At 58.8% G+C, this 18918-nt stretch carries 17 protein-coding genes and 1 tRNA gene; 10 read left to right on the top strand and 8 right to left on the bottom strand.

From position 1 onward, the window contains the following. Positions 1 to 4 precede the first annotated feature (4 nt). The 3 genes from MTX78_RS21205 to MTX78_RS21195 all read right to left on the bottom strand — a co-directional run bounded on the left by MTX78_RS21205 (position 5) and on the right by MTX78_RS21195 (position 3393). A complete protein-coding gene (locus MTX78_RS21205) occupies positions 5 to 673 on the bottom strand; it encodes a head GIN domain-containing protein (protein WP_243798120.1) in 669 nt (222 codons plus the stop codon). A gap of 294 nt (positions 674 to 967) precedes the next feature. Further along, positions 968 to 2125 carry an MFS transporter gene (locus MTX78_RS21200; RefSeq protein WP_243798119.1) on the bottom strand — a complete coding sequence of 386 codons (1158 nt, stop codon included), beginning with the start codon at positions 2123 to 2125 and terminating at the stop codon, positions 968 to 970. 161 nt (positions 2126 to 2286) lie between these two features. Beyond that, positions 2287 to 3393, bottom strand: coding sequence for a major royal jelly family protein (locus MTX78_RS21195; protein ID WP_243798117.1), 1107 nt, complete (start codon positions 3391 to 3393; stop codon positions 2287 to 2289). 282 nt (positions 3394 to 3675) lie between these two features. Here MTX78_RS21195 and MTX78_RS21190 point away from each other — a divergent pair, with 282 nt between their 5' ends. Together MTX78_RS21190 and MTX78_RS21185 are read left to right on the top strand one after the other, a co-directional pair. Beyond that, a complete protein-coding gene (locus MTX78_RS21190) occupies positions 3676 to 4308 on the top strand; it encodes a T-complex 10 C-terminal domain-containing protein (RefSeq protein WP_243798115.1) in 633 nt (210 codons plus the stop codon). 315 nt (positions 4309 to 4623) lie between these two features. Next, positions 4624 to 6390, top strand: coding sequence for a T9SS type A sorting domain-containing protein (locus MTX78_RS21185; RefSeq protein ID WP_243798113.1), 1767 nt, complete (start codon positions 4624 to 4626; stop codon positions 6388 to 6390). 101 nt (positions 6391 to 6491) lie between these two features. Here MTX78_RS21185 and bla read toward each other — a convergent pair whose 3' ends face one another. Next, a complete protein-coding gene (bla, locus tag MTX78_RS21180; RefSeq protein ID WP_243798111.1) occupies positions 6492 to 7295 on the bottom strand; it encodes a subclass B1 metallo-beta-lactamase in 804 nt (267 codons plus the stop codon). 282 nt (positions 7296 to 7577) lie between these two features. Here bla and MTX78_RS21175 point away from each other — a divergent pair, with 282 nt between their 5' ends. From MTX78_RS21175 to MTX78_RS21165, 3 genes are all read left to right on the top strand, one after another. Next, the gene (locus MTX78_RS21175) at positions 7578 to 9023 is read left to right on the top strand and encodes an aldehyde dehydrogenase family protein (protein ID WP_243798110.1); all 1446 of its coding nucleotides are present in this window, start codon (positions 7578 to 7580) and stop codon (positions 9021 to 9023) included. Positions 9024 to 9237: 214 nt separating this feature from the next. After that, positions 9238 to 11298, top strand: coding sequence for a GMC family oxidoreductase N-terminal domain-containing protein (locus MTX78_RS21170; protein WP_243798109.1), 2061 nt, complete (start codon positions 9238 to 9240; stop codon positions 11296 to 11298). Between the two features lie 90 nt (positions 11299 to 11388). Continuing rightward, positions 11389 to 11811: a hypothetical protein gene (locus MTX78_RS21165; RefSeq protein WP_243798107.1), complete on the top strand. Its 423-nt coding sequence runs from the start codon at positions 11389 to 11391 to the stop codon at positions 11809 to 11811. Positions 11812 to 12093: 282 nt separating this feature from the next. Here the strand turns inward: MTX78_RS21165 and MTX78_RS21160 are convergent, their stop codons facing one another. Beyond that, a complete protein-coding gene (locus MTX78_RS21160; RefSeq protein WP_243798106.1) occupies positions 12094 to 12609 on the bottom strand; it encodes a hypothetical protein in 516 nt (171 codons plus the stop codon). Positions 12610 to 12883: 274 nt separating this feature from the next. On the opposite strand from MTX78_RS21160, the gene MTX78_RS21155 reads away from it, so the two are divergent. From MTX78_RS21155 to MTX78_RS21145, 3 genes are all read left to right on the top strand, one after another. Continuing rightward, the gene (locus MTX78_RS21155) at positions 12884 to 14029 is read left to right on the top strand and encodes a DUF3616 domain-containing protein (protein WP_243798104.1); all 1146 of its coding nucleotides are present in this window, start codon (positions 12884 to 12886) and stop codon (positions 14027 to 14029) included. 180 nt (positions 14030 to 14209) lie between these two features. Further along, complete coding sequence (locus MTX78_RS21150) at positions 14210 to 14716, top strand: acyl-CoA thioesterase (protein ID WP_243798102.1); 507 nt, start codon at positions 14210 to 14212, stop codon at positions 14714 to 14716. A gap of 123 nt (positions 14717 to 14839) precedes the next feature. Then, complete coding sequence (locus MTX78_RS21145) at positions 14840 to 15412, top strand: type 1 glutamine amidotransferase domain-containing protein (protein WP_243798101.1); 573 nt, start codon at positions 14840 to 14842, stop codon at positions 15410 to 15412. A gap of 76 nt (positions 15413 to 15488) precedes the next feature. Here the strand turns inward: MTX78_RS21145 and MTX78_RS21140 are convergent, their stop codons facing one another. Together MTX78_RS21140 and MTX78_RS21135 are read right to left on the bottom strand one after the other, a co-directional pair. Then, complete coding sequence (locus tag MTX78_RS21140) at positions 15489 to 15995, bottom strand: DUF6992 family protein (protein ID WP_243798099.1); 507 nt, start codon at positions 15993 to 15995, stop codon at positions 15489 to 15491. Positions 15996 to 16082: 87 nt separating this feature from the next. Next, the gene (locus tag MTX78_RS21135) at positions 16083 to 16766 is read right to left on the bottom strand and encodes a porin family protein (RefSeq protein ID WP_243798098.1); all 684 of its coding nucleotides are present in this window, start codon (positions 16764 to 16766) and stop codon (positions 16083 to 16085) included. Positions 16767 to 16955: 189 nt separating this feature from the next. On the opposite strand from MTX78_RS21135, the gene MTX78_RS21130 reads away from it, so the two are divergent. Further along, a tRNA-Val gene (locus MTX78_RS21130) sits at positions 16956 to 17030 on the top strand. A 174-nt stretch (positions 17031 to 17204) separates the two neighbouring features. Beyond that, the gene (locus MTX78_RS21125) at positions 17205 to 18110 is read left to right on the top strand and encodes a histone deacetylase family protein (protein ID WP_243798096.1); all 906 of its coding nucleotides are present in this window, start codon (positions 17205 to 17207) and stop codon (positions 18108 to 18110) included. A 93-nt stretch (positions 18111 to 18203) separates the two neighbouring features. Here the strand turns inward: MTX78_RS21125 and MTX78_RS21120 are convergent, their stop codons facing one another. Beyond that, on the bottom strand, positions 18204 to 18908 hold the full coding sequence (locus MTX78_RS21120; RefSeq protein WP_243798095.1) for a methyltransferase domain-containing protein: 705 nt from the start codon (positions 18906 to 18908) through the stop codon (positions 18204 to 18206). Positions 18909 to 18918: the final 10 nt, after the last annotated feature.

Below are 18918 nucleotides of genomic sequence, written 5' to 3'. Positions count from 1 at the left end.
TCTCTTACCGCGTGCGGGCTTTGCCTTTGTTGTGCACGTCGCTGGCGCCGGAGCTACGGGATTTCAGTTCCTCGTCTACGTACACATACGCGTCGGAGGCACCGCTGGCGTCTACTTCGGCTTTGTCGCTGCGCAGGTCGGAGGCGCGGTAGTCGCTGCTGCCACTGATTTGCACCTGCTGGCGCTGTACTCGGCCTTCAAGGCGAATGTCGGAGGCGCCGCTGGCGTCGGTACTAACCGAGTTGGCGTTGAGGGTTAGCGTTACGTCGGAAGCACCGCTGGCATTGATGCGAAAGTCGTTGGCTTTGATGGGAGTTTCGCCTTTCACGTCGCAGGCGCCGCTCACCTCGATGCCTTCTATTTTGGGGGAAGTAATGTACACCTTCACGGGTTTGCCGCGCATGAGCTCCGTAAACGAGAACTTTTTGTCTCTTGAAATCCGGAGTGTATTGCCCGATACTTCCGTCTTAATGGATTCCAGCACTTCGGGCGCGGCATCTACTTTGACTTCCGTTCTGGCACCCTGCCGCAGATAAATGTCGACGGCGCCGCTGGCACTCACTGTTTCGAAGGATGCCACTTGCCGCACTTGCTGGGCTTCGGAAGTGGAGCAGGCCGATAAGGTCAACAAGGTTACCGCCGTTACAGAATGGAGCAGAAGTGAGGGTTTCATATAGAGTATAAGCTTACGAAGTGAGAAGGATGATCCTTGCTAGGTAGATGCACCGTACCTGCAAGCCGTTGCCTGCACTAGCATATATATTGGTTTATCTATAGAATAAAAAGCAATAAGTCGAGAAAAACAGGGCGGGTTGTGCCGTAGACCACTACTCGCCCCAGTAAGCAATAGTCTGTCAGCCTGATTAAGGCTGTTAATGAAAGCAGCATGACGCCTCTAAACGCACAACTGCCAAGCCCGAGAACCCAGGCTTGGCAGTGAATAGGAGCGGGGTGCGGGCTTGTGCCCTCAGGCTTCGTCTATGCGTCGGACCAGGGCCACTACTACCACGCCCAGCAAGGCTACCAACCCAAACGACCATTGCAGATTGGCGGCCTCGGCTACAAATCCTACCACCGGCGGCACCACCAGAAACCCGAAGTAGCCCACTGTGGAAACCCCAGCAACAGCGGAGCCAGAGCTGAGTGCTACCGTGCGGCCTGCCATGCCAAACACCATCGGGATGACGCACGACACGCCCAAGCCTACCAACACAAACCCCAGGCCCGCTACCAGGGGCACCGGAAACAGGGCTGCCAAGGCTAGCCCGGCCGTCATCAGCAGGCCGCTATAGTGCAGAATGGTTTTCACGCCGAACCGGTTGGCAAGCCAGTCGCCGGTGAAGCGGCCGGTGGTCATGGCCACCATGTACACGGCATACCCGATGGTGGCGCTTTCCTTGGGCATGTGCACGGCTTTCTGAAAATAGATGCCGCTCCAGTCATACATGGTTCCTTCGCACGCCATGCAGGCAAAGGCAATAACCCCGAATTTCAGCAGCGCCTTGTCGGGTAGCGCGAAGCCGGCGCGCCGCGCGGTGGCTACGGGCGCCACTTCCAGCGTGGTCGGGAAAAAGTACACGGCTATGGCCGTAAGCACGGCGGCCACGGCCAGAAAATGGTATGCGGGCATAACGCCAGCCGGCACCAAGGCCGCACTTAGGGCCGCTGCCGCAAAGCCAGCCACGCTCCATACCCCATGAAAGCTGGCAATAATGGACCGCGAATACAGTGCCTGCACACTCACCGATTGCGCATTCACGGAAATATTGAGCAGGTTTCGTGAGGAGCCGAAGCAGAAGAGCAGTGCCACCAACTGCCACGTTTCCTGCGCGAACCCCAGGAGCGCCAGCGCCACGTTGTAGAGCACTGCGCCCACCATCATAATCTGGCGGCTGCTGAAGCGCTGGAGCAGCCAGCCGGTTATGGGCAGCGTGAGCATCAGGCCAACAGGCAGGGCCAGCAGCACTCCGCCCAACTGCGCCTCACTCAAGCCTAAGTGGTGTTGAATAGTTGGAATCCGGGAGGCCCACGTAGAAAAGCCGAACCCCGACACAAAGAAAAACAATGCAATAGCTATCCGCGCCTGCTGGGCCGTGGACACTTCCCGAACTTCCGTTTCTATCATAAAGCACTCCGAACAAGCCTCAAAGCTACAGACTGCCTTTGGTATAGCATGGCATAAAGCATTGGCTGCCTGCAACGAACTAAGCCCAGTCCGACTGCCGTACCGTGTTGCTGCTGTGTGTACTGCCTAGCCTTATGCCCCATTTTATGGATGCTTCAGCGCTATTGCGGCAGGGTAATCTTGAAGATCTGGAAGGGCTCGGTGCGCTGGGAGCGGGGAATGTGCAGCTGCGACGTGGTAACGTACAGGGCGCCATCAGGGCCCAGGGAGAAGCTGTCGGGCCACTTAAGCTGCGGGTCGCGCGCTATCACCTGGAACTGGCCGTCCGGGGTAAGGCGAGTCACGGCGTTGAGCTCGAAGGTGGTGAAATACAAGTTGCCGGAAGGGTCAAACAGCATACCGTCCGTCGGGCCGGTGTCGCCTACGAGCTCCACGCGCTGGCCTAGTTGGGAAGCAGGTAGGGCTTCGTCGCGCAAATACTGCGTCCGAATGCGGTAGAGCGTACGGGCCGTGAGGGCATGGTAGTAAATAAACTCCCGGTCGGGCGACAGCGCCAAGCCGTCGGAATCAATGGAAGGGAGCTTGCCGCTGCGGTTGCGCCATACCCGGCCTTCCACGGTCAGAATCAGGTTTTCTGATTTGGTGGAGGGGTGGTTGCCCAGTAGGCGCCGGCTGCGGCCGGTAGCTAGGTTCACCACGATAATAGCTCCTTGGTTGGAGTCGGTGATGTAGGCGTAGTTGCGCTCGGTGTCAATCCGCACATCATTGAGGTAGCTAGTTGGGTATACCACCGTTTCGTCGAAATCGACGCGCTGTATGAGCTGGCGGGTGTTGGGGTCGAACTTCAGCAGCTTGGCTCCGTTGCGCACCACGCCCCGCATCTGCGGCGAAGCAGCGTCCAGCACCCACAGGAAGTTGTTGGCATCGGTATACACACTTTGGACGCACACAAACCGGTTTTGGGCCGGCAACGACGGCTTCCAGTTGTTCCAGGTGGTGTCTGGAAACGCAATAGCCTGCTGCCCCTGGATTTCAGCCACCGAATACGGTATGGTGTCGGTTTCCATGCGGGGGAAGTTGGCAAACAGGCGGCCGTCGCGGAGTACAGCCACCCCGGTCCATTGCACTTGAGACGTTGCCGTTTGGCTGAGCGTGACGCCCGGTAGCGCGGCCGGGTCGGCGGGAGCGTCGTCGTTGTCGTCGTTGCAGCCCGTGAAGAGGGGCGTAGCGGTTAGTAAGGCCAGCAGTGGGAGTAGAATGCGTTTCATAGCGGTAAGCGGAGAACAGAAGTACAGGCTTTCCCTACGCAAGCCTTCCGGCAGCCGGTGCCTTCCGCGGGTGCTTCGTTGTCATTTTCAGTATTGCTACGCAGTCCGCTTGCGGATACTACGTAAGCCACCCAGCCTGCATCGGGTAGTGCCGAGCTACCACGCACGAGTTGCGCCATAAGGCTTGGCGGCTCACGGGCTTGCAACCTCAGCGGGACCTCCACCGTAACAGCCCGCATTATAGCCATTCGGCTATATCCTGTTTCTATTGCTGCTTCTTGTATGAATAAGACCCTGCTCTTTCTTTCGACGGCCTGCCTGCTCACGGCGGCCTCCTGCACCCAAGATAAACCGGCCGCCGTTGATGCCGCCACCACTCCCTCCGCCGATACGGCCGTAGTGGTCAGCAACAACCCCGCCGACACCAATGCTCTAGCCGCCCGCGTAGCCGAAGACCTTCAGCTAACCGACACCGCCGTGGTAACGCGCATCGAGAAAACCTACTACACCCGCGACCAGCAGCTTAACGAGGCCAATACTCGCTACGCCACCGATACCACCGGCCGCTACGCCGCGCTACGCACCATCAACGACGAAACCGACGAGCAGGTGCGCACCATCGTGCCCGACCAATACGATGCGTACGCCGCAAACCGTGGCATCTATTACGCGGGTACGCCTTACACCACGGCTCCGGCGGCTCCCGCCGCCTCTGCGCCTGCCGCAACCCCGGCCCGCCGCCGTGGCCCCGCCATCGAGAAGTACAGCACCAAGGCCAACGGCGACACGAAAATCAAATATGCCAACGGCAAAACCGTGAAAATCGACAAGGACGGCGACACGAAAGTGGAGTATCCGAACGGCACTAAAGTGAAGCGCGACGCCGACGATGGTACGCGGAAAGTGAAAGACTAAGTAGCCGCTAACTGGCTGTGTGAAGCCCCGTGCCGGATTCGGTGCGGGGCTTTTGCGTGAAGTAGCGTCGTGGCGAAGCACGGCACCTGAAGGGGGCACCCCGGAGGTATCGCTCTAACCCACAACAGAACGGGGTAGGCAAGGCCGCTGCTGGCAACGTTGCCGGCAACGTTTGCGCAAATAAACAGCGTTGGGTGCAGGTAGCTTGCGTCTGAAAATCAGTAGTATGGCTTTGCTGGCTCCTCGCTGCCTGTGGTTGCTTCTGGGGTGCTGGCTGCCCTTTCCGTTCCCAAGCTGTCCTTACCCATCCCGCCCATGTCGTACCGTTTTACTCTGCCATTTCGTAGGCCGCTTCGTGCCAGCCGGTGGGCTCTACTAGGAGTACTAGCTGGTGTTGGAAGTACACTATCCGCGCAGGCCCAGGTGCCATCCTTCCCGGGGGCCGAAGGAGCCGGCAAGTTCACCTCGGGCGGCCGTGGCACAGTGGCGGAAGCTACCACCGTGTTTGAAGTCACCAACCTGACCGACGATGGCCTGCCCGGCAGCTTGCGCTACGCCGTTACGCAGGCCGCCACCCACCGCACCGTGGTATTCCGGGTATCGGGTACCATTCATTTGCTTTCCGATTTGCGCCTGAGTCGCGCCAACACCACCATTGCGGGCCAAACCGCACCCGGCGACGGTATCTGCGTAGCCGACTTCCCCGTTAGTCTCAACGCCGACAACATCATCGTCCGCTTTGTCCGGTTCCGGCTCGGCGACAAAAACCAGAACCAGGGCATGGTAAATGGCAGCGGCGATGATGATGCGTTTGGCGGTATCGGGCGCCGCAAAATCATGATCGACCATTGTACCATGAGCTGGTCGGCGGACGAGGCTTGCACGGTGTACCGCGGTGACAGTACTACATTGCAGTGGAACATCATCAGTGAGCCCCTCGACTACTCCTACCACTTCGAAACCGGCGACACCGACTTCGAGCGGCACGGGTACGGCGGCATCTGGGGCGGCCGCAACGCGAGCATGCACCACAATCTGCTGGCCCATATGCGGGGCCGGATGCCGCGCTTTGATGGCAGCCGCACCCTTACGCCCGTGGCAGTTGGGCAGGAAAACGTGGACTTCCGCAACAACGTGCTCTACAACTGGGCTTCCTACAACGTGAACGGGGGCGAAGGCGGCAACTACAACGTCGTCAACAACTACTACAAGTACGGCCCCTCCACGGCTACCGGTTCTTCGGGCGGCGTGCCTATCCGCAGTGAAGTATTGAACCCCTACAAGCAGAACTCGGCGCCGGTGCTACCCTACGGCAAGTATTACCTAACGGGCAACTACGTAGAGGGCTACCCTGCCGTCACGGCCCGCAACTGGCTGGGGGCCGTGATGAACGGCGGCACTCGCGCAGATACGGCCGCCGCCAAAGTGACCACGCCTTTCACCATACTGCCGCCGCCGCCGCAAAGCGCCCTGGACGCCTACATGGCTGTGCTGCAACAAGCCGGTTGCGTGCTGCCCGTCCGCGACGCTCTTGATCAGCGCATTGTCAATGATGTTATCAACCGCACGGGCGCGTTGATTGATGTGCAAGGCGGCTTTCCGCACGGCACGCCCTATAGCACCTCCCAAGTGGCGTGGCCGGTATTGAACTCCCTGCCCGCACCCCCCGACACCGACCACGACGGCATGCCCGATGCCTGGGAAACCAGCATGGGCCTCAACCCCAACAACGCCACCGACCGCAACGTCCGCGGCGCCACTGGCTACACCATGTTGGAGAACTATCTGAACGGGCTAACTGCCACGGTACTGGCTCTGCCCGCAGCGTCAGATGCCTCCACCGAAGTCCTGCAAGCCTACCCTAATCCTTCTCAAAACCAGCTCACGCTGGCGCACCCCGCCGCGCACCGCGGCGCCCACTTGGCGGTGTATAGCTTCGACGGCCGCCAGGTGCTACACCTGCCCGTCAGCGCTGGCACCCGCAAAACCTACATGCAAACTGCCGCTCTGGTCCGTGGTAACTACCTCGTGCTATACACTGATGGGCAGCAGCGCCTGCTGGTGAAATTCAGCAAGGAATAGATTCGGAGCGTGCTGAATGCCCGCGAAATGAAAAGCAGCCTACCCGATGGATAATTCGAGTAGGCTGCTTTGTTTGTAGCAGGTCACTAAAGCAGTGAGGGTTAGGGTTGCCCGTTTAAAGCGGTTTGTGGTCGGCTGCTGGGGGAGTGCAGCAGCTCTAGCGTATGCTGAAACATGCTGAAGTTTCCCCACTGGCCGTGGCCAGGCACTACAATGGCCGCTTTCGGGTAACGCGCTGCCACTTTCCGTATGCTGCTAGGCCACTGCTTCAGGTTGGCATCATCAATGTTGCCGAGGGCGGTGGCATCAGCGCCTTTCACCAGGCAGCCGCCAAAGAGCACCTGCTGGCCGGGCAGCCAAGCCACCAGGTTATCAGGCGCATGGCCAGGGCCGGGGTAAAACAGTTCTAGCCGCGTGCGTCCGGCCCGGATAACGGTATAGGGCTTGATGGCCGCTGTAGGAACACCAAAGTCCATGGTGGCGGCGCGCTGGGCCGTAAGGGGCGTGCTGTACACCTTTATATTATTGGCTTGCAAAACCGGCAAGCCACCGAGCCGGTCTTCGTGTGCGTGGGTGACAACCACGAGGCGCACTCGTTGGTGCAGGCTGTCGGCAATGTAGCGCAAAAGCTCTAGCGTCTGATCGGCGTCCCAGGCAGTGTCGATTACCAAGGCGCCAGTTTTGGTTTTGATAATCAAGCCATTGGATGGCACCGGAACAGGGTTGCCAGGATAGCGCCGATACGACGTGTGCACATATACATCGGGCGCAATAGGGCGCACCTGGAGGTGCAGTGGCTCTAGCTTAACGCTGGGCAGTGGGCCAGCAAGCAAGGAAAGGGGAGCTAAAAGCAACGATGCCAGCAACGGTAGCTGGCGCAGGGCAATAAGGAAGCGTAAAGACAAAACAGGAATTCGGAAAAGAACAAACAAGCTGCCTTAACGAACCAGATGGTTAAAAAGTGTCTGGGCCTGCAAAGTACCAGCCAGTCAAAAAGCACAAACGGCCAGCACAGCGGTTAGATAGAGGGTTTGTAGCCCCAACCAAACGCCACCCAGCCAGTATTGTAGGAGAGGTAACGTACGGCGAGGGCACACAGACCAGCCGCGCAGCATTGCCAATGCAGGCAACGCTGCCGACCTTACGTACCAGCGTTACCTTGCTTTCATCTTCTTTCTTAGCGCCTTATGTCCACCCTTGCTGCCCCCGTTTCCTCTCCGCCCGAAGCAGGGGCGTTGCAACATGTATTCGAGCAGCAAAAGGCTCGTTCCGAAGCGTTGCGCCGCGAAACAACCGACCCGCGGGCCAACCGTCTGCACAAGCTAGGCGCTTGGATAGCCGACAACCGCACCGCCATTCAGGACGCCTTGTACGCCGACTTCCGCAAGCCCGCCACCGAAACCGACGTTACGGAAGTGTGGCCCTCGCAAACTGAGCTAAAGCACACGCTCAAACACCTCAAAAAATGGACTGCCTTGCGGCCCGTCGATACGCCGCTGGCGCTTATGGGGGCTCGTGGCTGGATGCAGGCCGAGCCTAAAGGTGTGTGCTTGATCATTGCACCCTGGAACTACCCCTTCTACCTCGCCATCGACCCGCTGATATCGGCGTTGGCAGCCGGCAACTGCGTAATCATCAAGCCTTCCGAAATGACGCCCGCCGTCGCGGCACTGCTGAGCCGGATGGCCCGTGAGGTCTTCGACCCGGCAGAAGTAACCGTGGTGGAAGGCGACAAAGAAGTGGCCACTGAACTACTCAAGCTGCCCTTCGACCACATCTTCTTTACAGGAAGCCCGCAGGTAGGCAAAGTAGTGATGCGAGCCGCTGCTGAGCACCTAACCAGCGTTACGTTGGAGCTAGGCGGCAAAAGCCCGGCTATAGTAGACGAAACCGCCGACCTGCGCGATGCGGCCGAGAAAATCGTGTGGGGCAAAGGCATCAACGCCGGCCAAACCTGCGTAGCGCCCGATTACGTGCTGGTGCACGAGTCGGTGCAAGACAAGCTGCTTATGGAAATGCGGCTGGTAGTCCGGCGCTTCTACAACCCCAACGGGCAGGGGGTAGCGGCTTCCGAGTCATTTGCGCGCATTGTCAACCAGCACCATTTCGAGCGGGTGGCCGGGCTGCTCGAAGATGCGCAGCTGCAAGGGGCCACCGTGGCAATGGGCGGCCAGGTAGACGCCAGCCAGCACTTCATTGAGCCCACCGTGCTGCTCAACGCGCCAACGGATAGCCGCGTGATGCAAGAGGAAATCTTCGGGCCGCTGTTACCCATGCGCACCTTCCGCACCCTCATGGAAGCCACCAACGAGGTGAACACCCGGCCGCGGCCGTTGGCTCTGTACATTTTCACGCAAAACAAGGAAAACCAACGCTACCTGCTGCGCAACATTCCGGCCGGCGGCGCGGCCGTCAACGAAACCATCTTGCAGCTTGCCCACCCCGAGCTGCCTTTTGGGGGGGCCGGCAACAGCGGCATTGGTCGGGCCCACGGCTACGCTGGTTTCCTGGCCTTCTCCAATGAAAAAGCCGTGCTCAAGCAGCGCACTGGCGTGACGGGCATTAAAAGCTTCTATCCGCCTTACACGCCCAAGGTGCAACGCATGGTTGGCTGGCTGCTGCGCTGGCTGTAGGTTAAAGTAAAAAGCGAGGCGTTAGTGAAGAAGCGTTGTCGGAAGTGCTAGGGCGCGAGCTACATAGGTAGTCTGCTGCACTCCTAGCAGCGCTACTGTAGTGTGGCGCTAAATTGTATGCAAGCCGAGTATTTCTGCTAAATAATTCCGATATTTTCCAGTCAGACTGACCTGCTGTATCCGCTATAGTTCCCACCCCGCCTTTTCCAGTGCTATGACCTTTACCGAAGCCCAGCGCGAAACGCTCCTTGCGCTTGCCGATACGTTCATTCCGGCCATGGATGGCCCGGCGGAGCATGCTGCGTATTGGCAGCGCCGGGGTTCTGAGGGAGTGAACATCAATCAGATAGCAGAAGTGGTGGCCGAACAGCCCGCCAGCGCGCAGGCGGAGTTCCGTAAGCTGCTCAACCTGCTCGATACACCTACTTTGGGCATAACGTGGTTTGGGCCGTTGCGCCCTTTCAGCCGGCTGCAGTCCGCGCAGCGCGAGAAGCTGCTGCAAAGCTGGTCGCAGAGCAACTTGCCGCAACTGCGCAAGGGCTTTCATGCGTTGCGTAAGCTGTTTGTGTTTCTGTACTATGGCGGTTCGGCCAGGGAAGGTGGCAACCCTGTATGGCCTAGCATTGGCTACGCCGGGCCGATGCCAGCCGACGCCGTAGTGGACGTGCCCAAGCCCATTCAAACGCTGCAACCCACCCAGGCTGTCACCTACGAGTGCGACGTGCTGGTGATTGGCAGCGGTGCGGGTGGGGGCGTAGTTGCCGGGGAGCTAGCCGCCGCGGGCCACGACGTGCTGGTGCTGGAAAAGGGTCCCTACTGCCACGGCTGCGACTTCACGCAGCGCGAAGTAGACATGCTGGGCAAGCTCTACGATGGCAAAGGCACGCTAAGCACGCAGGACGGCAGCATCAGCGTGCTGGCCGGTTCGTGCCTGGGTGGGGGCACCACCGTCAACTGGGCCGGGGCTTTTCGTACCCCCGACTACGTGCTGCAGGAGTGGGCGCGCGAGCATAGGGTGCCGCATTTTACATCACTTGATTTCAAGAAAAGCCTCGACGCCGTAAGCCGGGCGCTGAGCGTGAACATCGATTACACGCGCCACAACCGCCAGAACCAAGCCCTCTGGGATGGTTCCACCAAGCTCGGCCAAGAAGTGAAGCTGATTCCGCGCAACGAGAAAGGCCTCACCGATTCCGAAACCCATTTCCGGGGCCTGGGCTACAGCACCATGGGCGACGCGTATGGCATCAAGCAAGGCACACTCAACACGTACCTGCTTCAGGCGTTTCGGCACGGCGCCCGCCTCCTGGCCGACACCCGCGTGGAGCGCGTAACCGTTGCCAGTGGCCGAGCCACCGGCGCCGAGGCGGTGCACACTACCGCCAGCGGCCAGCACATTCGCGTGACGGTGCGGGCCCGCCGGGTGGTGGTAGCCGGAGGAGCCATCCAGACGCCGGCCCTGCTGTTGCGCAGCGGCTTGCGGCACCCGCACTTGGGCCGCCACCTCAATCTGCACCCCACGGTGGTGGTGTCGGGGTTGTATCAGCAGGCCATGGAGCCGTGGTTTGGCCCGAGTATGTCGGTGGTAAATGACTGTTTCACGATGCTGAACGGCACCAACTACGGCGCCAAACTGGAAACTCCGCCGGCCCACACCGGCCTGATGAGCATGGTGCTGCCGTGGCTATCGGGGGCACAACACAAACAACTGATGCAGCAGGCCGCGCACATGGGCTCGTTCATCGTGCTAACCCGTGACCGGGACGGCGGGCGCGTGAGCATCGACAAGCACGGCCAGGCACTAATCGACTACACGCTGAGCGAGCATGACCGGGGCAATATGCTCACGGGCGCGCGGGCTGCCGCCGAAATTCATGCGGCGGCCGGCGCGCACACCGTTTTCCTGCCACACGGTTCACTCCCGACCTTGCACATCCAGAACAGCCACATCCAGAACCCGCAGGTGCTCGACCAGTTGCCGCACCTGAGCTGGAAACCCAATCAGTACGGCCTGTACAGCGCCCACCAAATGAGCACCTGCCGGATGGGCGGCGACTCGTTCACGCACCCGATCGGCCCCACCGGCGAAACGTACGAGGTGAAAAACCTGTTCGTGGCGGATGCTTCGGCTTTTCCGGCCTGCAGTGGCGTCAATCCGATGCTGACTATTATGGCGCTGGCGCACCACACGGCACAGCACCTGAAAACCAGCGGCGTAGTGGGTCCAGCAGCCTCCTCAGTAGGGACGGCACCACTTGCGGCCGCCACTTCCTGAAAAGCAAGTCACGGAATATAGCACAGCTGAGATAGACGAGAGGTACGGTTTTCGCGTATGGGGTCCACACCTCCATCCTATTTCAGCACCATGCTCCTGTCCCGCTCCCTACTTGCCCTCTGCCTATTGGCCACTCTGACTGTGGGTTGTGCTCGTCGCAACAAGAATATCCCTACTGCTAAGTCCACAGCCGCCGCTTCCGCCACGCCCGCCCCCATTGTAGCCCCCACCGCCGCCCGCGACTTCACCGACGAAGTAACCGAAGAGCTAAAGCTGCGCCCCGACCAGCAACAGCGGATGCGCGCCATCCTGACCAGCTTTTCGGAGCAAGCCAACGCCGCCCAAAAGCAGTACGGCAGCAACCGGACGGCTCTCACGGCAGAGCTGAAACGGCTCAACACCGCTTCTCAAAAGCAGTTGCAAGAAGTGCTGACCCCCGAGCAATACAAGCAGCTCATCAACAAGCAGCGCCAAAAGCAAGCCCAGGCGCAAAGCCGCAGACCCACTCAGTAAGCCGCCTTCCAGCGCCAGTCTCCATGCATCTGAAGCGCTGATCGAACAGTGAAAGAGCAGCCCTGCCCGCTACCGGCTACCGGCGCGTTATTGTCCTGACGCGCCGGTAGCCGGTAGGGCTGCTTTCAATTCCACTCCTTGTAATAGTATAGTTGTTAGCCAGCCACTAGCTACTGCACGATGGCTTTGGTGAGAAGCCGCGCAAACAAACCTGGAAGGTTACTCCTGTAACTTGCAATAAGCCGGCAGCAAAGCCAATGTCCTGAAAGCGTACATCCAACCCTATTCCGGTGAAGTAGTGTTTTTTCTGTTGCTGGTCTGGGCTAGAAGCAGCCATTTCGTTTGAGCCCGCAAAGACTTGGCGAGGAAAGAAGGATTGGTTTTCAACACTTCTTGCCTCGCCAATTGCAGCTGGTGTATTAGCGTATCCTGATGTAGCGCATTATTGAAGCCTTTGAGCCGCGCCAGCTGGTTCCTGACTTCGGGGCTCGTACGACGCCTAAACAGGCTATCAGTCAACGCTTTTTCTCTTGTTAATTGTTGGGGTGTGAGGCTGCGGTAATGACGCATTGAGATGCCCATAAGGTGGTTGGACAGTACAGCATAGGTGCGCGTATGATTGCCGGGGTCTTTGATTACCAGCAAGCGGTATGGCTTGCCCGCTCCAGTGGATCCTGTTTTGTCGCAGGCAGCTAGGGTAAGCAGACTGACCAGCCAGCACATATTCAGAAGTATCCAGAGCACCCGGCCTCCAGAAAAGCCAACGTATCTGCTGCGTAACGAGGTAGTTCGGTTCATGATCAGTGAGTCGACTAGGGCCACGTAAGAAATACCAGTTACGGGAAATGTGCTTTCTGAGTAGCACGCTTCCACGTGTTTTGTCTTTCAGTGGCTTCTACGTGATAGGCTGATAAGTGAAAGTATAACAGGTGTTTAAGGTACAACCTATAGGTGGCATGCCAGATAGTTGTTGCAAACAACCACCTGCCATAACACGAGCATCGCCTGACCGCCGCCGCCGGAGCACCTAGCACCGGCAGTGCGCCAGCTACGGGTGGCGTAACATTCTTAGATGCTGGGCCGTTCGCACACCACTCTCACTTCACTCACTGCCCAGCCTGTGCGTCCTCAACCTTATCTGCTGCATTTCAACCCCAAACTCAGTCTCAATGCCGATGGCAAGCACGTCCGCGACGGCCTCTCCACGGTGTTGCGCACCGGCGACAACCTCTGGGTAAGCTGCGACGAGCGAACCAGCATTGAGCGCCTGCGCCTAAACGGCAAGCACGAGTTGCAAGGGCATTGCCGTTACGAGCTATCGGAGCTGCTTGATTTGGGCGATGATGCGGCAGAGGAAATTGACATCGAAGGCTTGGCCGCCAGCGACCATTATCTGTGGGTGATTGGTTCGCACAGCCTCAAGCGCAAGCAGCCCAAACCCAACGAGGAAGACGTAGCCAAGCAAATTGCTCGGCTGGCCGAAGTGAAAGAAGAACCCAGCCGCTACCTGTTGGCGCGCCTGCCGCTGTTGCTCAACCCCACCACCGGCGACTACGAGCTGCACCGCGAAGCCCCGCACCCCACCGAACCGGGCCACACCCTCTGCGCCGCCCAACTCCACGGCTCCGACGATTCCAACGAACTGCTGGACCTCTTGGCCGAAGACCCGCACCTGAAGCCCTTCATGCAGATTCCCGGTAAAGACAACGGCTTCGACATTGAAGGCTTGGCCGTGGCTCCCGATGGCCGGCTGTTTGTGGGGTTGCGGGGCCCGGTGCTGCGTGGGTGGGCGGTGGTGCTGGAACTGCTGCCCCGCGAAGACAAGCACGGCCGCCTGCGGCTGGGTGAGTTGCCTGGCGCCACCGAGAAATACTACAAAAAGCACTTCCTGGCGCTGGGCGGCATGGGCCTGCGCGAACTGCGCCAGCGGGGCTCCGACCTGCTGCTGCTGGCCGGCCCCACCATGGACCTCGATGGCACCATTGCCGTCTATTGCTGGCCCGATGCGCTTCGGTGCGAGCAAGACAGCCTGATCGGGCCCGATAAGCTGACGCGCCTGTTTGACGTGCCGCACGGCTTCGGGCCCACCGCCGGCCAAGACAAAGCCGAAGGCATGGCCCTCCTCGACGACGAGCACGTGCTTATTGTGTTCGATAGTCCGACCGACGCCCGCAAACCCGCCCCGCATCAGGTAGTAGCCGACGCATACAAGCTGTAGGCACTGCATTGCTATCGGGCAGGTTGGAGAAGGTGCTTGGGGTGAGGCGGTATGGCTTGGTCGGGCGCTGGTAGGGGCCGTAGCGGCGCATAAAAGTGGCGGAACGTTACCTTTGAGCGTTTCAGACAGGCAATTCGTGTGCTTTGTCTTCACTCGTACTCTGTATTTCCAGCCCTAGCTATGCCTTTGCTTCGTACGCCCGAAACCACGCATCGTATCCATTTTCAGGACTGCGACATGATGGGGCACCTTAACAATGCCCGCTACCTCGATTATTTTCTGAATGCGCGGGAAGAGCACACCATCCAACACTATGCGCTCAACTTGGGCGAACTTAGCCGCGAGCAGGGAGCAGCCTGGGTTATCACCAAGCACCACATCAGCTACCTGCGCCCTGCCAACCACGGCGAGACTGTGGTGGTGCGCACCCAACTCATTCATTTCGACAATTCCAACCTGGTAGTGGAAATGCAGATGCTCAGCGAAGATGGGCAGCGCCTAAAAGCGCTATTATGGTCGGAAATGGCCTTTGTAGCCGTAAAAACGGCTACCCGCATCGAGCATTCCGAGCCGCTGATGGATATGCTGGAAGAGCTGGATGTGCCCGACGTGCAGTACGACCCCGACGGTTTCGACGAACGAGTGAAGCGGGTGCGTAAGGAGTTCAAGCAGCTGCGCCGAGAGTAGCCGAGCGGGTGTGCAGAACTCGGGCTGAATGCAGCAAAAGAAGAACCCGCTGTACGCAGCGGCGTAAGAAGAAAAGGGCCGAGGACAACCCTGTGGCCCCTTTCTTCTAAATTTCTTTTTAGCATGAGTATTTTCAGCAGCGACAAGCTTAAAGGCAAAAGAATAGCCATTGTAGCCACCGACGGTTTCGAGCAAGTAGAGCTAACCGAACCCAAGAAATACCTGGAAGGTGAAGGCGCCGAAGTGGACGTTATTTCCTTGAAAAGCGGCTCCATCAAGGGCTGGGACAAAACTGATTGGGGCGACAAGGTGGACGTTGACAAGCTGATCGGGGAAGTCCGCGTAGCCGACTACGACGCCCTCGTACTACCCGGCGGCCAGATCAACCCCGATAAGCTCCGCGTCGAGCAAAGTGTTGTCAATTTTGTGGGTGAGTTCATGCGCTCCGGCAAAGTAGTGGCCGCCATCTGCCACGGCCCCTGGACGCTCATTGAAACCGGCCTCGTGCACGGCAAGAAAATGACCAGCTTCCCCAGCATCAAAACCGACCTCAAAAATGCAGGCGCTCAGTGGGAAGATTCGGAAGTGGTAGTTGATAAAGGCCTTATCACTAGCCGCAACCCCGATGATATTCCGGCCTTCAATAAAAAGATAGTAGAGGAAATACTTGAAGGTGCCCACGCTCCCCGGAGTTAACCTCCGCAGTAAGCGACAACGCCCCGCGTTCTGCCAGCCTTGTTTGGGCATGCAGGACGCGGGGCGTTTTGCGTGGCTATTGTACCAGTGCCAACAGCCGTGCGGCCTGCGTATGGTACACGAAGTAGAAAGCAACATCGAAGAGCAGCAAGAAGCCTCCTTGCAGCCACAGGGAGCGTCCAAACCCTAGCAGACGCTGCGGGAGCCGAGGTGTGGTGGCCGCCCGCGCCCGCAGCCAGCTTCCCACGCACACATACGCTACATCGAGGCCGGCATTGAACAACAGCATCTTCTCGACGTTGAACTGAGCCACCAGGCTATCGGGTAGCGTAAGGTCTGCCACCTGGTTGGGATGCGCCTGCAACATGCCCCAGACGGCCAGCGCTACGTTCACCAAGTTCCAACCGAGGTTCATCTGGTGGAAATAGGCGGTTTCCGTGCGGGGCTCAGAGCCATTTACGAGGTAGCCGCTTACTAGCAAATTGAGCAGCGCCCAAGTGCCCAGCACGGCCATGCCACGCTCGGCCAGCAGCTCGCGGGCTTGGTTGATGGCTGGCAATACATCGAGAAGAAAGGTCGTCATCGGAGTAGGTCCTACAAGACAACCACCAGACGAAAAAGGGAAGCCGTGCGGCTTCCCTTTTTCGTCTGGTGGTTGCTAGTGCCGAGCTTAGTTTGTGAAGCCAACGCCAACGTACACTTGGAAGGTGCCATTCTTGACATCTTTGTAAAAGGACCGGCTGGCCTCACTGGTGTCTTTGTAGACGTCTGCCAAGCCCATGTCATAGCGGGCGCCTACTCGGGCGGGGCCGATGCGCGCTTCGAGGCCACCTACTACTCCATAGTCTAGGCTATGAAGTCCGGCGCCGGAAATGCTTTTGTCGGTGCCAGCGTATTTGGCTCTCACCAACAAGGAAGCCTGCGGTCCAACGTGCACGCTCACGTTGTCGAGGAAATTATACACAAACAGCACGGGTACCTGAATGTAGTCGAGGCGGGTTTCACGCACGGTGGCTGGGGCTGATGAGCCTACGGGTATAGCCAACCGGTCATCATAGCCTTTGCGGGAGAACAGGATTTCGGGCTGGATAGACACTTTATCGTTGAAGCCGAACTGGGCGTAAGCGCCCACATGGTACGTTTTCAGGTTCGACAGCCGGTCTTCGTAAGTGCTTCTGTCGCCACCCCGCAGGTCGGCCAGGTTGAACCCTCCCTTGATGCCGAAGCCGTTGTTGCGGGAGTCGCTGGTAGAAGGAGCGTAGTCAGTGGAAGAGCGTACGCCGTCAACGCTTTGTTGGGCAGTGGCTCCAAGACTGAGGCTGCAAATGGAAAGTAAGAGAAGTAGTTTTTTCATGGGTGGTAAGGTGTCTGCGTGAAGAATACGCCTATGCGCTTAGGTGGTACTCTAAGGCGCTATACTAAGTGTCTTGCGGAAGGTTGCGTCGCCTCGACTTTCATCACATAAAAGTTTGCCAGAAGAAGCTAGCATCTTTAAGAACAGTTACTATCTTTGGCTCTTTACGGCCGCCGCCAGCAGATTTGCGGGGTGTTAGCTCAGTTGGTTTAGAGCACTACCTCGACAAGGTAGGGGTCACTGGTTCGAGCCCAGTACGCCCCACGCAAATCGAACCGAATCCGAAATAACCGTCTTCACAGACGGTTATTATCGTTTTGTAGGGCACCTAAGGGCAGCTTCTAGCCGGCAGACAAACGCAGGAAATCGGCTAACTCTATTTGGCGGAAGCCATTTCACTGGTTGGCGGGTTGTACGCTCAACTACCTCTTCTTGTCAATGCTTTCTATTGCCTGGGCTCCGCTCTACGCACATCCGCTGCCCGACAATCACCGCTTTCCCATGTTGAAGTATGAGCTGCTGCCCGAGCAGCTCATCCGCGAAGGTACCGTGCCGGAAAGCGCCTTCTTTGCCCCCGTGCCACCCCCCGCCGCCGACATTCTGCGCACCCACGACGGCAGCTATTTCGAGCGGCTGCGCACGGGCGGCCTGACGCGGCAGGAAGAGCGGGCCACCGGATTTCCGTGGAGCCCCCAGCTGATTGAGCGGGAAGTAACCATTCTGGGTGGTACCCTGGAGTGCGCTCGAAGGGCCCTGCACAGCGGCATTGCGCTCAATATTGCGGGGGGTACCCATCATGCTTTCCGCGACCGGGGCGAAGGCTTCTGCTTGCTCAACGATCAAGCCGCTGCCGCCGACTACCTGTTGGCTCATCCCGCACTTGGCGTCAGTAAAGTGCTGATTGTGGATCTGGATGTGCACCAAGGCAACGGGACGGCAGCTATTTTTCAGCACGAGCCGCGCGTGTTCACATTTTCCATGCACGGCGCCCGCAACTACCCGCACCGCAAAGAGCAATCCGACCTCGACCTGCCCTTAGCTGATGGCACCGACGATGCCACCTACCTCGCGCTGCTGCACCACACCTTGCCCCGCCTGCTCGACGACGTACAACCGGATTTCGTGTTTTATCTCAGCGGCGTTGATGTACTAGCCACCGACAAGCTCGGTCACCTAGGCCTCAGCCGGGAAGGCTGCCGCCAGCGCGACGAGTTTGTTCTTGCCCTCTGCCATCGTCACGCCCTGCCCGTGGTGGTATGCATGGGGGGAGGCTACTCGCCCCGCATTGCCGACATTATAGAAGCCCACGCCAACACTTTCCGCATAGCCGCCGACTTGTGGTGAGATAGTGAACTGATGAGGTGGTGAACTAGTGATTTTCATGTTTTAACTGCGCAAGCGGCACCATCAGAACGTCAAACTCACCATTTCACCACCTCACCAAGCGACTACCTGCCAGCGGAAAGCCCACCGCCAGCGGAGCGTGTAGGTCTTGATGTTTGCAGCTTGCAGCAAACTTTGCCAATCCTGTCGGCTGAAAGAGCGCGCCACCGACAAAGGCGCATCATGCTGCACCAAGTGCGACCCCCGAAACAGGCGCGTGAGCCACTTGATGCTATAGTACGCCAATGGGTGGCGGTGCAAATCATTGACAACCAATGCCGTTGTGGCTTGAGTGTGGCATTGCGCTAGCAGGGGCGCCAGGGTTTCGCTGGGGAAGTGGTGGCAGAACAAGCTGCACGTAATGATGTCGAAGGATTGCGCCTGGAAAGCAGGCGAGAAGATATCCTCTTGCCGAAAGCTAATTTCAGAGAATTCCCGTGCTTTACTGGCGGCATATTCCAGCATAAAAGGGTTGATATCAATGCCAATCAGCTCCACCGGAATGCGGCGGCGCCGGGCCCAGCGGGCTACGTGCCGAAGCGTATCGCCGCCCCCGCTACCCAGGTCGGCTAGGCGCAAAGGGCGGTCCGTAGGGAATTGGGGGCGCAAACGCTCCAGGGCATTCAGCACGGGCGCATAGCCACCAAGCCACGTATTGATGGTTTCTAGCTCGTCCAGGTTTTGGCGTAGGGCATCCGTCGCCAACGCATGGTCGTCCATCAACTCTTCTTCCGTGGCGCGGCGCGTGAAGTCAGGCATTCGGCAAGTA

The sequence above is a fragment of the Hymenobacter tibetensis genome (assembly GCF_022827545.1).
Taxonomy (GTDB): Bacteria; Bacteroidota; Bacteroidia; order Cytophagales; family Hymenobacteraceae; genus Hymenobacter; species Hymenobacter tibetensis.
Note: the sequence above shows the minus strand (reverse complement) of the source record. Positions and strands in the feature narration are given on the sequence as shown.

Coding starts and splice junctions, on each gene's coding strand:
- MTX78_RS21205 (WP_243798120.1), bottom strand. CDS start 673: ATGAAACCCTCACTTCTGCTCCATTCTGTAACGGCGGTAACCTTGTTG.
- MTX78_RS21200 (WP_243798119.1), bottom strand. CDS start 2,125: ATGATAGAAACGGAAGTTCGGGAAGTGTCCACGGCCCAGCAGGCGCGG.
- MTX78_RS21195 (WP_243798117.1), bottom strand. CDS start 3,393: ATGAAACGCATTCTACTCCCACTGCTGGCCTTACTAACCGCTACGCCC.
- MTX78_RS21190 (WP_243798115.1), top strand. CDS start 3,676: ATGAATAAGACCCTGCTCTTTCTTTCGACGGCCTGCCTGCTCACGGCG.
- MTX78_RS21185 (WP_243798113.1), top strand. CDS start 4,624: ATGTCGTACCGTTTTACTCTGCCATTTCGTAGGCCGCTTCGTGCCAGC.
- MTX78_RS21175 (WP_243798110.1), top strand. CDS start 7,578: ATGTCCACCCTTGCTGCCCCCGTTTCCTCTCCGCCCGAAGCAGGGGCG.
- MTX78_RS21170 (WP_243798109.1), top strand. CDS start 9,238: ATGACCTTTACCGAAGCCCAGCGCGAAACGCTCCTTGCGCTTGCCGAT.
- MTX78_RS21165 (WP_243798107.1), top strand. CDS start 11,389: ATGCTCCTGTCCCGCTCCCTACTTGCCCTCTGCCTATTGGCCACTCTG.
- MTX78_RS21160 (WP_243798106.1), bottom strand. CDS start 12,609: ATGAACCGAACTACCTCGTTACGCAGCAGATACGTTGGCTTTTCTGGA.
- MTX78_RS21155 (WP_243798104.1), top strand. CDS start 12,884: ATGCTGGGCCGTTCGCACACCACTCTCACTTCACTCACTGCCCAGCCT.
- MTX78_RS21150 (WP_243798102.1), top strand. CDS start 14,210: ATGCCTTTGCTTCGTACGCCCGAAACCACGCATCGTATCCATTTTCAG.
- MTX78_RS21145 (WP_243798101.1), top strand. CDS start 14,840: ATGAGTATTTTCAGCAGCGACAAGCTTAAAGGCAAAAGAATAGCCATT.
- MTX78_RS21140 (WP_243798099.1), bottom strand. CDS start 15,995: ATGACGACCTTTCTTCTCGATGTATTGCCAGCCATCAACCAAGCCCGC.
- MTX78_RS21135 (WP_243798098.1), bottom strand. CDS start 16,766: ATGAAAAAACTACTTCTCTTACTTTCCATTTGCAGCCTCAGTCTTGGA.
- MTX78_RS21125 (WP_243798096.1), top strand. CDS start 17,205: ATGCTTTCTATTGCCTGGGCTCCGCTCTACGCACATCCGCTGCCCGAC.
- MTX78_RS21120 (WP_243798095.1), bottom strand. CDS start 18,908: ATGCCTGACTTCACGCGCCGCGCCACGGAAGAAGAGTTGATGGACGAC.